We start from the raw sequence: 15,386 nt of genomic DNA, 5'->3' as shown, positions 1-15,386 counted from the left end.
GTACTTGTGGAAATATTTTATGGAAGATTTATCTTCCCAGTATTCTTAACGCGAAAAAGAAAACCAGCCCCATTAGGACCGGTCCTTGTGTCTTTCTTCTAAGGTTCTTAGTACTTCTTTAAATGGAAGTCCTTGTTCGACCAATAGAACCTGCAGGTGATAGAGTAAATCTGCTGCCTCCCAGCGCAGTTCTTCTTGATCACGGTTTTTGGCCGCGATAATCACCTCTGCCGCTTCTTCCCCGACTTTTTTCAAAATCTTATCGACGCCTTTTTCAAAAAGGTATGTCGTATAGGCACCCTCCGGACGCTCTTGCTCGCGTTGAACGATGACCTTTTCCAAACTCTGAAGAATCGCATAATCGGCTAATCCTGTCTTGCGATCCGCTACCTCGTCCGTAAAGCAGCTAACTGCCCCCGTATGACAAGCTGGCCCCTTCGGATTGACTATCAAGAGGAGTGCATCCTGATCACAGTCATATTTGATGCTGACAACTGATTGTGTATTCCCACTAGTTGCCCCTTTATGCCATAGCTCTTGGCGTGAACGGCTGAAGAACCAAGTTTCCCCCGTCTCAAGCGTTTTTCCAAGTGACTCCTTGTTCATATAGGCTAACGTTAAGACTTCCATCGTTTCTGCATCCTGGATGATGGCAGGGACAAGGCCCTTTTCATCAAATCGAATTTCTTCTATATTCATCGGACGACAACTCCTTTTTCCCGCAAATAGCTCTTCACTTCATTGACGGACGTTTCTTTATAGTGAAAAATCGACGCCGCTAAGGCTGCATCTGCTTTCCCATTCACATAAGCTTCTTCAAAGTGTTTGGCATTTCCTGCTCCGCCGGAAGCAATTACAGGAATGGTAACTGCCTCACTTACAGCTTTGGTTAACGATAAGTCGAAACCATTCTTTTCCCCATCACTGTCCATGCTGGTTAATAGAATCTCACCTGCACCAAGCTCGGCCGCTTCTACAACCCAATCGATCACTTTTTTCTCCGTAGGCGTTCGTCCACCGTGTGTGTACACTCGCCACGTTCCGATTTCAGGATCATATTTCGCATCGATAGCTACGACAATACACTGTGAACCGAAGTAACCTGCGCCTTCAGCAATCAGTTCAGGATTCATCACTGCCGCTGTATTCAACGAGACCTTATCCGCTCCAGCACGAAGAATTCTCTTCATGTCCTCTAAAGCGTTGATGCCACCGCCCACGGTAAACGGGATTGCCAGCTCTGATGCGACTGCCTTTACAACCTCGACCATCGTTTTTCTTCCCTCAACGGAAGCAGAAATATCAAGAAAGACAAGCTCATCGGCACCTTGTTCATCGTAAAATCGCGCCAATTCCACCGGGTCCCCAGCATCGCGAAGCTGCACGAATTGGACTCCTTTCACTACACGTCCATCCTTCACGTCAAGGCATGGAATAATTCGTTTTGTTAATGTCATCATTTGCACCATCCTTTTCCGTGCCTCGTGATGTTTCTTTTCAAATTATGCTTTGGCCAATGCCAAGGCTTCTTTCAAGGTAAAACGATTTTCATAGAGGGCCTTTCCCACAATTGCCCCGCTAATGCCTTTTTCAGAAGCTAAAGCCTTCAAATCCTCGATACTGCTTACTCCGCCGGATGCAATGACATTTTTTCCAGTTACTTCAGCCATCTGGCAAACCGCCTCAATATTTGGTCCAGAAAGCGTACCATCGGTTGCAATATCGGTAAAAATAAATGTTTCCGCGCCTGCATCTGCAAAACGTTTGCCAAGATCGAGTGCTCGGAATTCAGAAGTATCCAGCCAGCCATGTGTGGCTACATAGCCGTTTTTGGCATCAATGCCAATCGCTATTTTTCCACCGTACTTCTTAATCATTTCCCTTGCAAAATCCGGGTTAGAAACGGCAATACTCCCTATGATTACCCGATCCACTCCGTTTTCGAGATAATGGAGGATGTCTTCCTCCGAGCGAATGCCACCGCCAATTTGGACCTTCACGTTCAACTTTTGTGCGGTCTCAATGACAAATCGGTCGTTTACCCTTTTACCGTCCTTTGCTCCATCCAGGTCGACCATGTGAATCCACTTCGCCCCATTAGATGCGAAGCTTCTTGCCATATCAAACGGAGAATCCCCGTAGATTGTTTCCTTATCATAATCCCCTTGAAGAAGACGAACGCAATTGCCGCCCCGCATATCAATGGCAGGATATATTGTGATACTCATCGAATTGCCTTCCTTTCCTCCACCATTTGTAAAAAATTATTTAAAAGGGCTATCCCGAGTTTGCTGCTTTTTTCAGGATGGAATTGCATTCCCATGATGTTGTCCTTACCCACTACTGCTGAAACCTGCTCGTGGTAATCTGCCTTTGCAATCAACACGTCCGATTGTTGGGCGTCTACGAAATAGGAATGAACGAAATACACATAATCCTCTTCCAGGTTTTTTGTAAGTGGTGAATCGTTCACGAATTCAAGCTTGTTCCAGCCCATGTGCGGAACTTTGTAGAATTCGCCTTCTGGTGTTTTGCCAGGAAACCGCCGAACATTTCCCGGTAGTAGTCCTAATCCTTCTGTGAGCCCATTTTCTTCGCTGCTTTCAAAAAGCAGCTGCATACCGAGACAGATGCCAAGAAGGGGTTTACCTGTTGCCGCATATTCCTTAATCGTGTTTACTGGGAGGCGTTCCATGGCATCTCGGAAGGAACCAACACCAGGAATAATCAACCCATCTGCGCTAAGCAATTCCTGGTGATCAGCCGAAATAAAATACTCGGCACCTAGTCGTTCCAACGCCTTACTCACACTAAACAAATTCCCCATTCCATAATCAACAATCCCAATCATCTGTGCCCCTCCTTTCTAGGTGCGTTTTTCACACTGTCCTCCTGCGGTGGACAGTGTCCACGAGTGGTGCCTGACACCCTTGTGGATAACTTATTTTTATAGCATCCCTTTTGTGGAAGGAATACCTTTAATGCGCGGGTCGATGGTGGTTGCTTCGTCAAGCGCACGACCTAAAGCTTTAAAGACGGCTTCAATCATGTGGTGCGTGTTTTTTCCATAATGAACAATTACGTGGAGGTTCATTCTCGCCTCTAGGGCTAATTTCCATAGAAATTCATGGACAAGCTCTGTATCAAAGGTTCCAACTTTTTGTCCAGGGAACTCAGCACGCATTTCAAGGTGCGGACGATTGCTGAGGTCGACAACCACTTGTGCTAATGCTTCGTCCATTGGAACGAAGGCATTTCCGTAACGCTTGATACCGCGTTTGTCACCAAGGGCTTCTCTTAATGCGTGGCCTAAGCAGATGCCAATATCTTCGGTTGTGTGGTGGTCATCCACCTCGGTATCACCATTTGCGTTTACAGTCAGGTTGAATTGCCCGTGTTTGGTGAACAAATCAAGCATGTGACTGAGGAATGGGACACCTGTCTCAAGGTTGGACTGTCCCTCCCCGTCCACTGCTAAAGATAGTTGAATTTTTGTTTCGTTCGTGTTCCGTTCAATACTTGCCACTCGTTCCATGAAGATGACCTCCTGTAATGATTGCTTTAATTTTAAGATTTTTATGTACTTTATTAGGGGTGTACCGTTATGAAGGACAGTTATGTCTATATAGTGGTTGATTTTGTCCTTCATACGCCCGATGAAGGACATTTTCACCTCTCTATCAGGTCATTTTGTCCTTCATTCGCCTAATGAAGGACATTTTCACCTCTCTATCAGGTCATTTTGTCCTTCATTCGCCTGATGAAGGACATTTTCACCTTTCTATCAGGTCGTTTTGTCCTTCATTCGCCTGATGAAGGACATTTTAACCGTTCTAACCGCTCATTTTGTCCTTCATCCTATTTATTATCATTTTCTAATCGAATTTCCACGGCCCGGGCGTGTGCCTCTAGCCCTTCCATTCTTGCAAATTCGGCAATCTTAGCTGCGTTATCAGTTAGCGCTTTTTTGCTATAGACAATCACGCTTGATTTCTTTTGAAAATCATCGACATTCAGCGGGCTTGAGAACCTCGCTGTACCATTTGTTGGCAGTACATGATTCGGTCCGGCAAAATAATCTCCCACCGGCTCCGAGCTATAACGCCCGATAAAAATCGCTCCTGCGTGACGAATTTTACCAAGAAGCTCCATCGCGTTCTCGGTCATGACCTCCAGATGCTCAGGTGCTAACTGGTTAACCGTCTCAACAGCTTCATCCAAATCAGCAGCCACATAAATCGCACCATAATCTTCAATCGAGCGGGCAGCAATTTCCTTTCGCGGCAGCAACGCAAGCTGTTTCTCCACTTCTTCAGCTACTTCTTCCGCTAAACTCATAGATGGTGTAACCAACACACTGCAGGCGCGTGTGTCATGCTCTGCCTGAGACAACAGATCCGCAGCAATCTCATCTGCTCGTGCCTTTTCATCTGCTAAAATAGCAATTTCACTAGGACCGGCAATCATATCGATATCGACATCACCGAAGACTTCGCGTTTAGCCAGCGCCACAAAAATATTCCCAGGGCCAGTAATTTTATCAACGGAAGCAATCGACTCTGTTCCATAAGCTAAAGCCGCTATTGCTTGCGCTCCGCCCACTTTATAAATCTCCTCGACGCCCGCTTCCTTTGCAGCAACCAGTACAGCAGGCGGTAAATTCCCTTCTGAATCTGGCGGTGAAACCATCACAATCCGCTTCACCCCTGCAACCTTCGCTGGAATCACGTTCATCAGCACCGAAGATGGATAGGCAGCGGTACCTCCTGGAACATACACTCCAACTGAATCAAGAGCGGTAATTTTTTGACCAAGAATCGTTCCATTCTCCTCAGTCGTCATCCATGATGGACGAAGCTGTTTCTCATGGAAGGAACGAATGTTTTCCGCCGCCTCCCGAACAATGGAAACAAATCCTTCATCGACCTTATGATACGCTGTCTCGATTTCTCCCTCGGTCACGGAGAAAGAAGAAAGGTTCACACGGTCAAATTTTTCCGTATATTCTCTAAGCGCCTTATCACCTCGGGTCCGAATCTCCTGAATAATCCCCTTAACGATAGCAAGCTGCTCAGTGGTCCCCGATTCAATCGAACGCTTAATCGAAATCTGTTCCGACACTTTTAGTATTTTCATATTACAAAACCCCCTGTGACACCACTTCTGCCAGTCTGCTCACCAACTCATCAATCCGCTTGTCGTAGATGCGGTAGCTGACAGGGTTCACGACTAGTCTTGAAGTCACGTCACCAATTCGTTCATATTCAACCAACCCATTTTCCTTTAAGGTCCTACCCGTTGACACAATATCTACAATCCGGTCGGATAATCCTATGATGGGTGCTAATTCAATGGATCCATTTAACTTAATAATTTCGACCTGTTCCCCCTGCTCGCGGAAATAGGCTTCCGCAACATTCGGATATTTGGTTGCCACTCGTGGAGCTACATCATTCATTTTAGTGTTTGGCAAGCCGGCAACTGCCAAATAGCAGTAGCTGATTTTAAGGTCAAGGAGTTCATACACATCGCGCTCCTCCTCCAACAAAACATCCTTCCCGGCAATTCCCACATCTGCCACGCCGTGCTCTACATAAGTAGCTACATCCATTGGCTTTGCTAAAATAAAACGTAAGCCCTCTTCTTCCACATCAATAATTAATTTTCGGGAGTCATCAAATTCTGGTGGCAGCTGATAATTTGCTTTTCGGAGCAATTCAACAGCTTCTTCAAAAATCCGTCCCTTTGGCATCGCAATTGTTAGTAGATTACTCATCGCCGCGCCCTCCGATTAAATAGGTTGTCTCGGCAAACCTTTTTGTAAAAGCATCAAGATTATTGACACCTGTGATATCCTGTAGCACTGCTTTTTTCCCCTGCTCATGCATCTCATATGCTAACTGAAAGGCTTCCTTGCGGCGTTCCTGGCTGAAAAAAATACAGTGTGTGGTATTTTCCATTGAACCGCCTCCGAGTGCTTCGAGTAGCATATCTACTCGTACGGCAAATCCGGTGGCACTTGCTTTTTTCCCAAACTTCTCTATTAAACTATAGCGTCCGCCATTCCCAATCGGAAACCCAACATTCCCAGCGTAGGCTTCGAATAATATTCCCGAATAATAGCTCATATGGCTGACAATGGTAAAATCAAACTTTACATAATCTTCGACGCCATAATCTTTAATGACATCCCAAAGCTCTTTTAATTCAACAATTGATTCTTTACCCTTGTCGTTTTCAATTATATCCAAGGCCTGGCCGATGACCTCTTCACCGCCTCTTAATTGTAAAAGCTTTAATAGACGTTGTTTATCAATCGATGAAAGCTGTAAAGAGTTTACATGCTCGCGATAGCCTACATAATTTTTCTCAAACAAAAACTTACGTAAGGCATTGGCCCGTCCATTGGTTCCAAGAATTTGAACAAACAATTCCTGAGCAAAACCAACATGCCCTACTGATACTTGGAATGTTGGTAGTCCTGCTTTTTTCAAGGAAGAAATGAGTAACGCAATGACCTCACCGTCACATGAGACGGTGTCCTCGTTCAAACATTCCACACCAATTTGTTCAAATTCCGCTGGCCGGCCACCTTCACGCTGCTGGGCACGAAACACATTAGCTGAATAAGCAAGCCTTACTGGTAGGTCTTCTTCTAACAGCTTGGATGCTGCCACTCGAGCGATGGGTGCAGTCATATCTGGTCGAAGAACCAAAGTATGTCCTTCTTTATCAAGTAATTTAAATAACTGCTGGTCAGCAATGGCAGATGCTGCTCCAACGGTTTCATAGTATTCAAGCGTAGGCGTTTCTATAAATTGATAGCCCCAAAGTTTCATCGTATCGGACATGCATGTACGTACCATATCTTTTTTTTCATAAAGCTCTGGAAGTGTATCCCGCATCCCCAACGGCTTTTCAAACATAAATAAGCGACTCATCCGGTTCACCCTTTATTGTAAAATTGCAATTACTTTAGTCTGCTAATGTGATAATGAATTAAAGTTATTAGTAGTTTACCTCTAGTGATACTGTTCGTCAATGAAAAAGTGTTCTTCTTTCTGGAAATCAGAACAGTTTGTGATTATTTTACCCCAGATATTGGATTAATCCACCAGGAAGCAAATTTATTCTGCCAACTAAGTGCAACATTCCGCCAACTATACCGTTTATTCCGCCGACTTGCGGCAACATTCCGCCAACTTTACCATTTATTCCGCCAACTTGCGGCAACATTCCGCCACTTTTCCCATTTATTCCGCCAAACCTCCCATTCCCAGCTGAATTTTTTCAAAAAAAAAAGCCCAGTCCTTAAACTAGGCTTCCTTCAATGTTTATTTTTGACCGCCATATATCGGATCATTGGCCCAGCGTTCGGCCAATTCTTCCTTTGTATAAATGACCCGCATGGGGTTACCTCCAACGAATGCACCAGCTGGAACATCTTTATGCACTAACGTTGCCGCTGATACGATGGCTCCATCACCAATCGTAATCCCGGGCATAATCGTGGAGTTTGCACCAATCATGACCTCACTGCCAATCTTTACGGGCCCTAACCGGTATTCCTTAATTAAATACTCATGGGCCAGGATAGTCGTATTATACCCAATCACTGTATTGCGCCCGACGCTGATTTTTTCCGGGAACATGACATCAAGCATCACCATCAATGCAAAACTGGTTTGCTCGCCAACCTTAACCCCAAGCAAGGTACGATACAGCCAATTTTTTATTCCCAGAAATGGCGTATAACGCGCCAACTGAATTACAATAAAGTTTCTGACAACCTTCCAAAATGGCACGGTCTTATAGACATGCCATAAGGAGTTCGCACCTTCAACAGGGTAGCGGGTCGTGTTCCTCATGTTTCTCACTCTCCGAGAATCGTTAATAAATCCTTCATGTTCTCTAGCAAATAATCTGGTTCATACTTCGCCACGTATTCTCTACCTTTAATGGACCATGCCACACCTGCTGTTGTTGTGCCCGCATTTTTACCAGCCAAAATATCGTGGAAATTATCCCCCACCATGATCGCCTCTTCAGGCGTCGAATTCAGCTGTTCAAGCGCCTTGAAAATTGGTTCTGGGTCCGGTTTCACTTTTTCTACATGATCATAAGCTACAATCACTTCAAAGTATTCTTCTAGCTCCATCAACCGCAGCCCTTTCAGTGTCACATCATGGCGCTTGGTAGTAACAATACCAAGTTTATACCCACGATCCTTCAACCTCTGAACCGTTTCCTTAACACCAACGAATTCCTTTACAAGTTCATCATGATTGGCAATATTAAAAGCACGGTATTCTGAGACCATTTCTTCTACCCGGTCAGGGTCCATGTTGCCAAACACCTCATGAAGTGTAGGTCCGAGGAACGGCAGAACATCCTCTCGTTGGTACTTGCTTGGATAATATTTTTCAAGAGTATGCAAATAAGTCGTGATAATTAATTCATTCGTATCAATGAGTGTCCCATCTAAATCAAAAAGAACGGTTGTAATTTTGTTAGTCATAGGTAGCTTCCTTTCTTTTCACTAGTCCTGAGCGTGTCCATATGGTTCCTACTATTAGGGTTAACACAACGGCCACACCCAGTCGGATTAAGAATAACGGCCATACAGGAATGCCGAGCGGAACAAAGATCAATGTATCTTCCACAACGGCATGGCAGGCCATGAGAAAAATAAAGGCCAATGTAATATCCTTCTTACTGACTCCATCCTCTTTAACCGCCTGGATCATCACACCTGCTCCATAGGCTAAACCGAATAACAGGCCGGCCGCCATCGTGGTAGACGTATTTTCCTTCATGCCAAGCGTTCTCGTGACTGGCGCCATTGTTTTTGAAAAGCGATTTAACCACTGAAAATCTTTTAAAATCTGAATGACTACCATAAGCGGGATGACAATCATCGCTAATTGTAAAATACCGAGTCCTGCTTTTTGAACAGCCTCCAAAATAATTCCAATTACACCATCCGCGTGTACGGGACTTGGCTCAATTAAACCATATTGAGCCTTTTCCCCGCCCCCATGCCAGACAAGATTGATGACTGCTGCTGAAAGAAGGGCAAGTCCTGGTCTCGTTACAAGGACCACCCACAGCTTTACTCCTGCTTTCATGGCCACACTAGATTCAATGAATAAATTATGTGAAAAAGATAGCATGACGGCTAAAATAAAAACTTCTTTTACCGAAAAATCCAGCGTAAGTATGGCGCCAATTGCCGCATATAAGTTGAGAAAATTCCCTAGAACAAGCGGAATGGCTGCATCCCCTGACAAACCAATAAGCTTCATGAGTGGGGAAATTAATTTTATGATCCAGGGCAGTACAGGTGTATACTGCAACACTGCCACAATCAAGGTAACGGGGAATATAATTTTCCCTAAGGTCCATGTTGTCTTTAAGCCAACCAGCAGCCCCTTTTTTAATGAGCTTAATAGCATTTCCCCTATACTCCTTTTTCGATCAAGTCTCTATAATCTAATTTGCTTGATCTAAATAGTGTGCCTCTGAAAGTTTCTTCGTTCGGCGATAAATTAAAATAACCAATGCCCCAACCACAAGAGCAATCGAAATCGTTTGCGCCATTCGGAGACTTCCAAGCATCAAGCTGTCTGTTCGCATTCCCTCCACGAAAAAGCGGCCAATGGAATACCAAATCACATAGGACAGGAAGAGCTCTCCACGGCGGAAATTCACACGACGAAGTAAAATTAATAAGATAAAGCCGACAAAATCCCAAATGGATTCGTACAAGAAGGTTGGGTGATAATACGTTCCGTCGATATACATCTGATTAATAATAAAGTTCGGTAAGTGCAGGTTTTCAAGGAACGCCCTTGTCACTTCCCCGCCATGTGCTTCCTGGTTCATAAAATTGCCCCAACGGCCAATTGCCTGTCCAAGAATTATACTTGGTGCGGCGATATCTGCAATCTTCCAGAAGGAGATCCCACGCTTTTTTGAAAACACATAGGTTGTGATAACCGCTCCAATCAATGCACCGTGAATAGCAATTCCGCCATTCCAAATCTGCGGTGCTTCTATCGGATGTTTAATATAATACTTCCATTCAAAAACAACATAATAAATGCGTGCCGAAATAATGGCAATCGGAATCGCCCAAAGCATTAAATCGGCAAATGTATCGTTTGGCAGTCCCCTGCGATTCCCTTCTCTAATCGCAAGGAACAAGGCTAGTGCCAGACCTGAGCCGATGATAATCCCATACCAATGCACATCAATTGGTCCTAGTGAAAAGGCAATTGGATTTAGCGGTTGAATCGTTTCGTTCATCTCTCTCTCTCCTTTACCCTTTAAATATCTTCGTGTTCTCCGTCTTCAATCACATCTGAAAGACGGTCTGTAAATTGCTGCGCTGCGTTCACACCCATTCTTTTTAGTCGGAAGTTCATCGCTGCTACTTCGATGATAACAGCTAAGTTTCTTCCTGGACGGACAGGGACGGTCATCTTCGTGACCTCAGTATCAATAATCTTCATTTTCTCCTCATCTAATCCAAGACGATCGTACTGTTTTTTAGCATCCCAGATTTCTAGATTCATGACGAGCGTGATTCGCTTATTACTGCGAACAGCGCCGGCACCGAAAAGGGTCATAACATTGATAATCCCTAGGCCACGGATTTCTAATAAGTGTTCAATTAACTCTGGAGAGGTACCTACTAATGTATCTTGGTCCTCTTGGCGAATTTCCACGCAATCATCAGCAACTAGGCGATGGCCGCGCTTAACTAGCTCTAGGGCCGTTTCACTTTTACCTACGCCACTTTTACCGGTAATTAATACACCAATTCCATACACATCCACTAAAACACCATGGACGGCTGTAGTTGGAGCCAATTTACTTTCTAAAAAGTTCGTTAAGCGGCTGGAGAAACGGGTGGTTTTCATGCTTGTCCGTAAGACAGGCACAGATTCCCGTTCCGAGGCTTCAATTAATTCCACTGGGACTTCAATATCTCTAGTAACAATAATGGCTGGAGTAATATCGGTACATAACCGCTCCATCCTTGAAATTCGTTCACTCTCAGAAAGCTCTTCGAAAAAGGATAGCTCTGTTTTTCCTAGTAGTTGAATGCGTTCCGCTGGATAAAATTCAAAATAGCCGGCAATTTCAATACCTGGACGCGATATATCACTTGTAGTAATGGGACGATTAATGCCCTCTTCACCACTGACCAATTCAAGCTGAAATTTCTCTAATATGTCTTTCGTGCGTACTTTTGGCAAGTAGCTTCCTCCTTCATTGAATGGAATTATTCATGAACGACAGTTCACAAATAATACAAAAAATTTCATTACCTCCTATTTTAGCATTTTTTGAAAAAGAACCAAAGAACAAATAGCGGAAGCGCCTCGTTCAGCCCCGACAGGCAAATGTTCTTCGGCGGAAAAAGTCCGCTCTTTGACTTTTTTTGCCGAAGGTTATTTGACCCGAGGGGCTAGGCGCTGGAGCTAGATTCAGACAACTAGTCTATTTATCCACACAAGTACCTTCTTATAGTTCCCTCTACAATAAAAAAAGGGTGCAAAGTTGCACCCTCATTTATCCTTCGATTTCCTAGATGGATCTAAAATGGTTTTATGAATGATGATATTTACAAGTGACATCATGACAGCGAAGAACAGTGCCATCCCGAAGCCTTGAATCTCAAATGCCTCACCCATTAAATAATCGGTTAATTCAAGTGTGATGGCATTGATCACAAACAAGAAAAGCCCCATTGATAAGATGGTTACAGGTAATGTAAATAATATTAAAAGCGGTCTCACCAGAACATTTAAGATGGATAATAAAATGCTCGCCTGAATGGCGGCCCAAAATCCTGTCAATTGAAAGCTTTCATGAAAATAACCAGCAAGTGCCATGAACAAAACTGCGTTAATTAAACATCCTATCAACCATCTCATAATGAAAAAATCGCCTACTTCTCTTCTAGTGATTTGTGGATCGTGATCGAACCCGTTTTGGTATCTGCATAGATTCTCATCATTTTATCAGGATGATTGACCGATTGAAAGCGAAGGGATTTTTGAATCATTTCCGTTTTTTCTTCAATCACCTGAACGCCAACGAGGTTCACATGAAACCCACCTAAGTTTGTCTTCAACTCACCATTAACAGGAATTCCCTCTGGAATAAAGACGTCAATGCCTCCCGTGATCGCTTTTGCTTGGATCCATTCGGCACTGTTTCCGCGTACATTATAGCTAATATTGCCGTTAAAGGATTGGGTATCGACCTTTTTAAACTCACCTTCTAGCATAATCGCACCATGAATGGTTTCTGCTTCGATCTCATCGAATAGACTGCTGTTCACTTTGATTCTGCCGTTGGCTGTCTCCAATTCCGCTTTCTTTCCGTTCACCTGATTCAGACTTATTTTTCCATTTGCGGTTTTTACACGAAGGTCGGCCACATTCATCTCTTCTCCTACAACCGTACCATTAAACATTCTAATCCGGATTCGGTCATATTGAGCCCTTGGTACAAAAATAAGGGCATCGACCTTCATCCATTTTTGCTGTGTCGTAAAACGTAACTTCTCATTCTCAATTGAAAAATGCACATCACGGAGGAAGTTTTGGCGTGCCTGGTCTTGGTTTTCTACACGATAGACCTTTGCCTGACACTCAATTCGTACGTCAGGTTGATCCCAAGCAGCGATTTTGACGGTGCCATTAGCCACATCAATATCTATATCCTTCATGGTGGCATCCCCGTGCTGAAAAATATGAGAAATATCGACGGATTGGCCAAAATTCAAATCAAAATCAAAGTCCTTGAGTTTTTTCAAAGCGGAATCAACAAAGTCAAAAATCTTATCCTTGGTTGATTGATACTTCGCCTGAAACGCTTCTTCCTTTTTGGCCTCTTCAAATTGAACAGCCGTCGACAGCTCATTTACCATTTGCTCCTGCTTCTGCTCCATCGTCTGCTGCGCTTTTTCTAGTTCCTCCAGCAGCGTTAATGCTTCCTCCACCTTCAGCTTGCCCTCTTCCACCATTTTCAAAATTCGGATTCTTTCCTCTTTCATTGTTTCCACCTCAGCTTCAAAATTTTTCCCTCTTAAAGTTTATTCAGCAAGTAATACCTTTACGCCTTTTACAATATTCCAGATCGTGACGGCGATTCCGGCGATTCCAAGAGCGACTATGCTAATGATTGTAAGAATAGGAATCTCATTCTGGAAGTTGATGGAATCGTTCAAGACAGCAATCACAACAAACGGCATTAGAATGAGCGGGATTAAATGGGAGAGTAGCGATTTTTTCGCATGCGCTTTTGTTACTTGATCACCGCTAGCGAAATACACCACAAGCGGAAAAATAAATCCTGCAAAAAAAATACTAAAGTAACACAAGCTTGATAAAACCTTTCTTGATTCCATTTCGTACATCACCTCTACCCACTATGTACGAATCGAAAGGAAAAAAGTTTCTATAAATCGGATCGAAACGTTCGATATTTTTTTTCAAAAAACCGCTGCATGCCATCCGCAAACATATTGAAAATAAATATGGTAACGGCAATGGCCCCGATAACTGAGAAAGGAATCCACTCATAGGTAAAAATATCCTTTGTAATGGTCGAAAACATGGTAGGCCAAGCGAGCGAGGTATTTACGACCTCATAAGCGCCACTCTCCACCGTAACAAATTTGTGAGTGACATAAATATGGACAACGCCTAGCTGCGCAATTAGAAAAAGCACCCGGCCCATATCATTAATAATTAAGATAATAATATGAGGAATAACGGCAGGGAAATAGTAGTTTTTAAACATCTTAAATGGTGAACCGCCTGCAGCAATCCCTGCTTCTATATAAGGCCTTCTCTTGGTTTCCTTCATGTGTTGAAGGATAATTTCTGCGACCCGTCCCGTTTCTAGAACGGCTAAGATTACAATCACCCGAAATCCGCGGTCAGGTGAAAAAAAGACAAACGGCAAGGTCACAAAAAAGGAGACAAAAAAGATGGGCGGCATAAAAGAAAAGAGCTGCTGCCATGCCTGTAGGATTTTTTCTAACCACTTGGAATAGAAGCCCGCAACTGCTAACGGAATCGCCAAAACATAGCGAATGAGAACAACTGAAACCACAATGCTCAATGTCTCTTTTGCCCCCATTATCAGCAGACTTAAGATATCCACGCCTTCATGATTGCTACCAAGCGGATATCCTTCCATAGGGGGGAATGGCGGCAGATAAAATTTCCCTTCCTCTGTTTTAATGACTCCGGTTTGCTTTAACTTATGATCGACAAACGGCAAGGAAGGGCCTGCAAATATAACAATCAGTAAGACTAGTAGAAAAATAGAGCTAATCCACAGTTTATAATTCTTCAATTGTTTCCCTTCCTTTCTAACGGAGAAACGAGTCCTTTAGCAATTTCACTCAGAACCTTCGCTAGAAAAATAACGGCGGTAAAGAGAATGATATAACCTGCTGCAGGATACAACTTCACTTGAATATTCATTCCGATCGTGAAGAACTCGGGGGAAGTCACCGTCTCATAAAAAAAGTACGCGGCCCCTCGATAGTTTGTTAGAAACTCTACAATAAATAAGTTTGATAGAGTATAGAGCGTAATTGTATTGGTGTGGCTTAGTATTTTGACAAAGCAATTTTTTAATACATGCCGATAAAGTACTTTAAATGAAGAGGTCCCTTTTGAGAAAGCGGTGCGTATGTAATCCATTCCTTGTTCGTCACGAATGCTGAAATAGGTGATATTGGCTATGTAGAATAGCGGATAGATTGCTAGAAAAAGGATGTCTAATAGAACAACACTCACCTGATCACTGCCATAAACCACAATATGAGGAAGGATTCCTGCCTCGTACCCCTCCATGATTAGAAGTTGAAGGGCTATAATTAAAAATAAATCTGGAATGGAGAGGAAGAATCTTGTCGTGCTTACCCCAAACAGTTTCCCTCTTCTGCTACGTATTCTAAAATCAAAGATTCCCTTTGCGACGCCAAGGAAAAAGCCAAGGAAGAGAGCAGGAATAACGATGAGCATGCTTTTTTGGAAGGTGCGCCAAATATTCTCTGTTAAGGAGTAGCCGTTATAAACTGTACCAAGTCCCTCATTTTCCTTTATGTATTGAAAAAACTCTGCAAATTGATTCACATGCTGGTCAAAGGAATAGTTATAGACAGCACTGAGAAACTCGCCTCCGGATCCAGTTTGATAGGAGGTGGTTCTCGGTAAGAATAAGAGACTTAAAAATAGAAATATAGTAATTAACCATAGTATCGCCTGATAGACAATGGAACGAATAATCATTTTGCCAACTCCTTTGTTCCTATATTTTACCAATATCTCAAAAGTGTTTCAATATTCGAA

The 15,386-nt window shown here is 43.4% G+C and carries 19 protein-coding genes; all 19 read right to left on the bottom strand.

The window, feature by feature from the left end:
- Positions 1 to 72: 72 nt before the first annotated feature.
- On the bottom strand, positions 73 to 699 hold the full coding sequence (hisIE, locus tag AA0X95_RS07340) for a bifunctional phosphoribosyl-AMP cyclohydrolase/phosphoribosyl-ATP diphosphatase HisIE (RefSeq protein ID WP_413307261.1): 627 nt from the start codon (positions 697 to 699) through the stop codon (positions 73 to 75).
- Positions 696 to 1,457: an imidazole glycerol phosphate synthase subunit HisF gene (hisF, locus tag AA0X95_RS07335; protein WP_413309879.1), complete on the bottom strand. Its 762-nt coding sequence runs from the start codon at positions 1,455 to 1,457 to the stop codon at positions 696 to 698. The genes hisIE and hisF overlap by 4 nt, the downstream gene beginning before the upstream one ends.
- 45 nt (positions 1,458 to 1,502) lie before the next feature.
- On the bottom strand, positions 1,503 to 2,228 hold the full coding sequence (gene hisA, locus AA0X95_RS07330; protein WP_413307258.1) for a 1-(5-phosphoribosyl)-5-[(5-phosphoribosylamino)methylideneamino]imidazole-4-carboxamide isomerase: 726 nt from the start codon (positions 2,226 to 2,228) through the stop codon (positions 1,503 to 1,505).
- Positions 2,225 to 2,851 (bottom strand): imidazole glycerol phosphate synthase subunit HisH, encoded by a 627-nt coding sequence (hisH, locus tag AA0X95_RS07325; protein ID WP_413307255.1) that lies wholly within the window; start codon positions 2,849 to 2,851, stop codon positions 2,225 to 2,227. The genes hisA and hisH overlap by 4 nt, the downstream gene beginning before the upstream one ends.
- A gap of 96 nt (positions 2,852 to 2,947) precedes the next feature.
- Entirely contained in the window at positions 2,948 to 3,535 is a 588-nt protein-coding gene (gene hisB / locus AA0X95_RS07320; RefSeq protein ID WP_413307252.1) for an imidazoleglycerol-phosphate dehydratase HisB, read from the bottom strand.
- A 323-nt stretch (positions 3,536 to 3,858) separates the two neighbouring features.
- Complete coding sequence (gene hisD, locus AA0X95_RS07315) at positions 3,859 to 5,136, bottom strand: histidinol dehydrogenase (protein ID WP_413307249.1); 1,278 nt, start codon at positions 5,134 to 5,136, stop codon at positions 3,859 to 3,861.
- 1 nt (position 5,137) lies between these two features.
- The gene (gene hisG / locus AA0X95_RS07310; protein WP_413307245.1) at positions 5,138 to 5,776 is read right to left on the bottom strand and encodes an ATP phosphoribosyltransferase; all 639 of its coding nucleotides are present in this window, start codon (positions 5,774 to 5,776) and stop codon (positions 5,138 to 5,140) included.
- The gene (locus AA0X95_RS07305) at positions 5,769 to 6,941 is read right to left on the bottom strand and encodes an ATP phosphoribosyltransferase regulatory subunit (RefSeq protein WP_413307242.1); all 1,173 of its coding nucleotides are present in this window, start codon (positions 6,939 to 6,941) and stop codon (positions 5,769 to 5,771) included. Before AA0X95_RS07305 ends, hisG begins: the two co-directional genes overlap by 8 nt.
- Positions 6,942 to 7,089: 148 nt before the next feature.
- Positions 7,090 to 7,236: a hypothetical protein gene (locus AA0X95_RS07300; RefSeq protein WP_413307240.1), complete on the bottom strand. Its 147-nt coding sequence runs from the start codon at positions 7,234 to 7,236 to the stop codon at positions 7,090 to 7,092.
- Positions 7,237 to 7,334: 98 nt separating this feature from the next.
- A complete protein-coding gene (locus AA0X95_RS07295; protein WP_413307237.1) occupies positions 7,335 to 7,868 on the bottom strand; it encodes an acyltransferase in 534 nt (177 codons plus the stop codon).
- 5 nt (positions 7,869 to 7,873) lie between these two features.
- On the bottom strand, positions 7,874 to 8,518 hold the full coding sequence (ppaX, locus tag AA0X95_RS07290; protein ID WP_413307234.1) for a pyrophosphatase PpaX: 645 nt from the start codon (positions 8,516 to 8,518) through the stop codon (positions 7,874 to 7,876).
- Positions 8,511 to 9,455, bottom strand: coding sequence for a nucleoside recognition domain-containing protein (locus tag AA0X95_RS07285; RefSeq protein WP_413307231.1), 945 nt, complete (start codon positions 9,453 to 9,455; stop codon positions 8,511 to 8,513). The genes ppaX and AA0X95_RS07285 overlap by 8 nt, the downstream gene beginning before the upstream one ends.
- Positions 9,456 to 9,492: 37 nt before the next feature.
- Positions 9,493 to 10,308, bottom strand: a complete 816-nt coding sequence (gene lgt, locus AA0X95_RS07280) for a prolipoprotein diacylglyceryl transferase (RefSeq protein ID WP_413307228.1) — start codon at positions 10,306 to 10,308, stop codon at positions 9,493 to 9,495.
- Between the two features lie 20 nt (positions 10,309 to 10,328).
- Positions 10,329 to 11,264, bottom strand: a complete 936-nt coding sequence (gene hprK / locus AA0X95_RS07275) for an HPr(Ser) kinase/phosphatase (protein WP_413307225.1) — start codon at positions 11,262 to 11,264, stop codon at positions 10,329 to 10,331.
- A gap of 312 nt (positions 11,265 to 11,576) precedes the next feature.
- The gene (locus AA0X95_RS07270) at positions 11,577 to 11,945 is read right to left on the bottom strand and encodes a phage holin family protein (RefSeq protein ID WP_309859343.1); all 369 of its coding nucleotides are present in this window, start codon (positions 11,943 to 11,945) and stop codon (positions 11,577 to 11,579) included.
- A gap of 14 nt (positions 11,946 to 11,959) precedes the next feature.
- Positions 11,960 to 13,072, bottom strand: a complete 1,113-nt coding sequence (locus AA0X95_RS07265; protein ID WP_413307221.1) for a DUF4097 family beta strand repeat-containing protein — start codon at positions 13,070 to 13,072, stop codon at positions 11,960 to 11,962.
- A gap of 39 nt (positions 13,073 to 13,111) precedes the next feature.
- Positions 13,112 to 13,426 (bottom strand): DUF4870 domain-containing protein, encoded by a 315-nt coding sequence (locus AA0X95_RS07260; protein ID WP_413307218.1) that lies wholly within the window; start codon positions 13,424 to 13,426, stop codon positions 13,112 to 13,114.
- Positions 13,427 to 13,476: 50 nt separating this feature from the next.
- Positions 13,477 to 14,382 (bottom strand): ABC transporter permease subunit, encoded by a 906-nt coding sequence (locus tag AA0X95_RS07255; protein ID WP_413307216.1) that lies wholly within the window; start codon positions 14,380 to 14,382, stop codon positions 13,477 to 13,479.
- Positions 14,379 to 15,326 carry an ABC transporter permease subunit gene (locus tag AA0X95_RS07250; RefSeq protein ID WP_413307213.1) on the bottom strand — a complete coding sequence of 316 codons (948 nt, stop codon included), beginning with the start codon at positions 15,324 to 15,326 and terminating at the stop codon, positions 14,379 to 14,381. The genes AA0X95_RS07255 and AA0X95_RS07250 overlap by 4 nt, the downstream gene beginning before the upstream one ends.
- Positions 15,327 to 15,386 lie beyond the last annotated feature (60 nt).

It is taken from the genome of Neobacillus phoenicis, assembly GCF_047302305.1.
Classification (GTDB): Bacteria; Bacillota; Bacilli; order Bacillales; family Cytobacillaceae; genus Neobacillus.
This window is presented reverse-complemented; position numbering and strand designations above follow the sequence as displayed.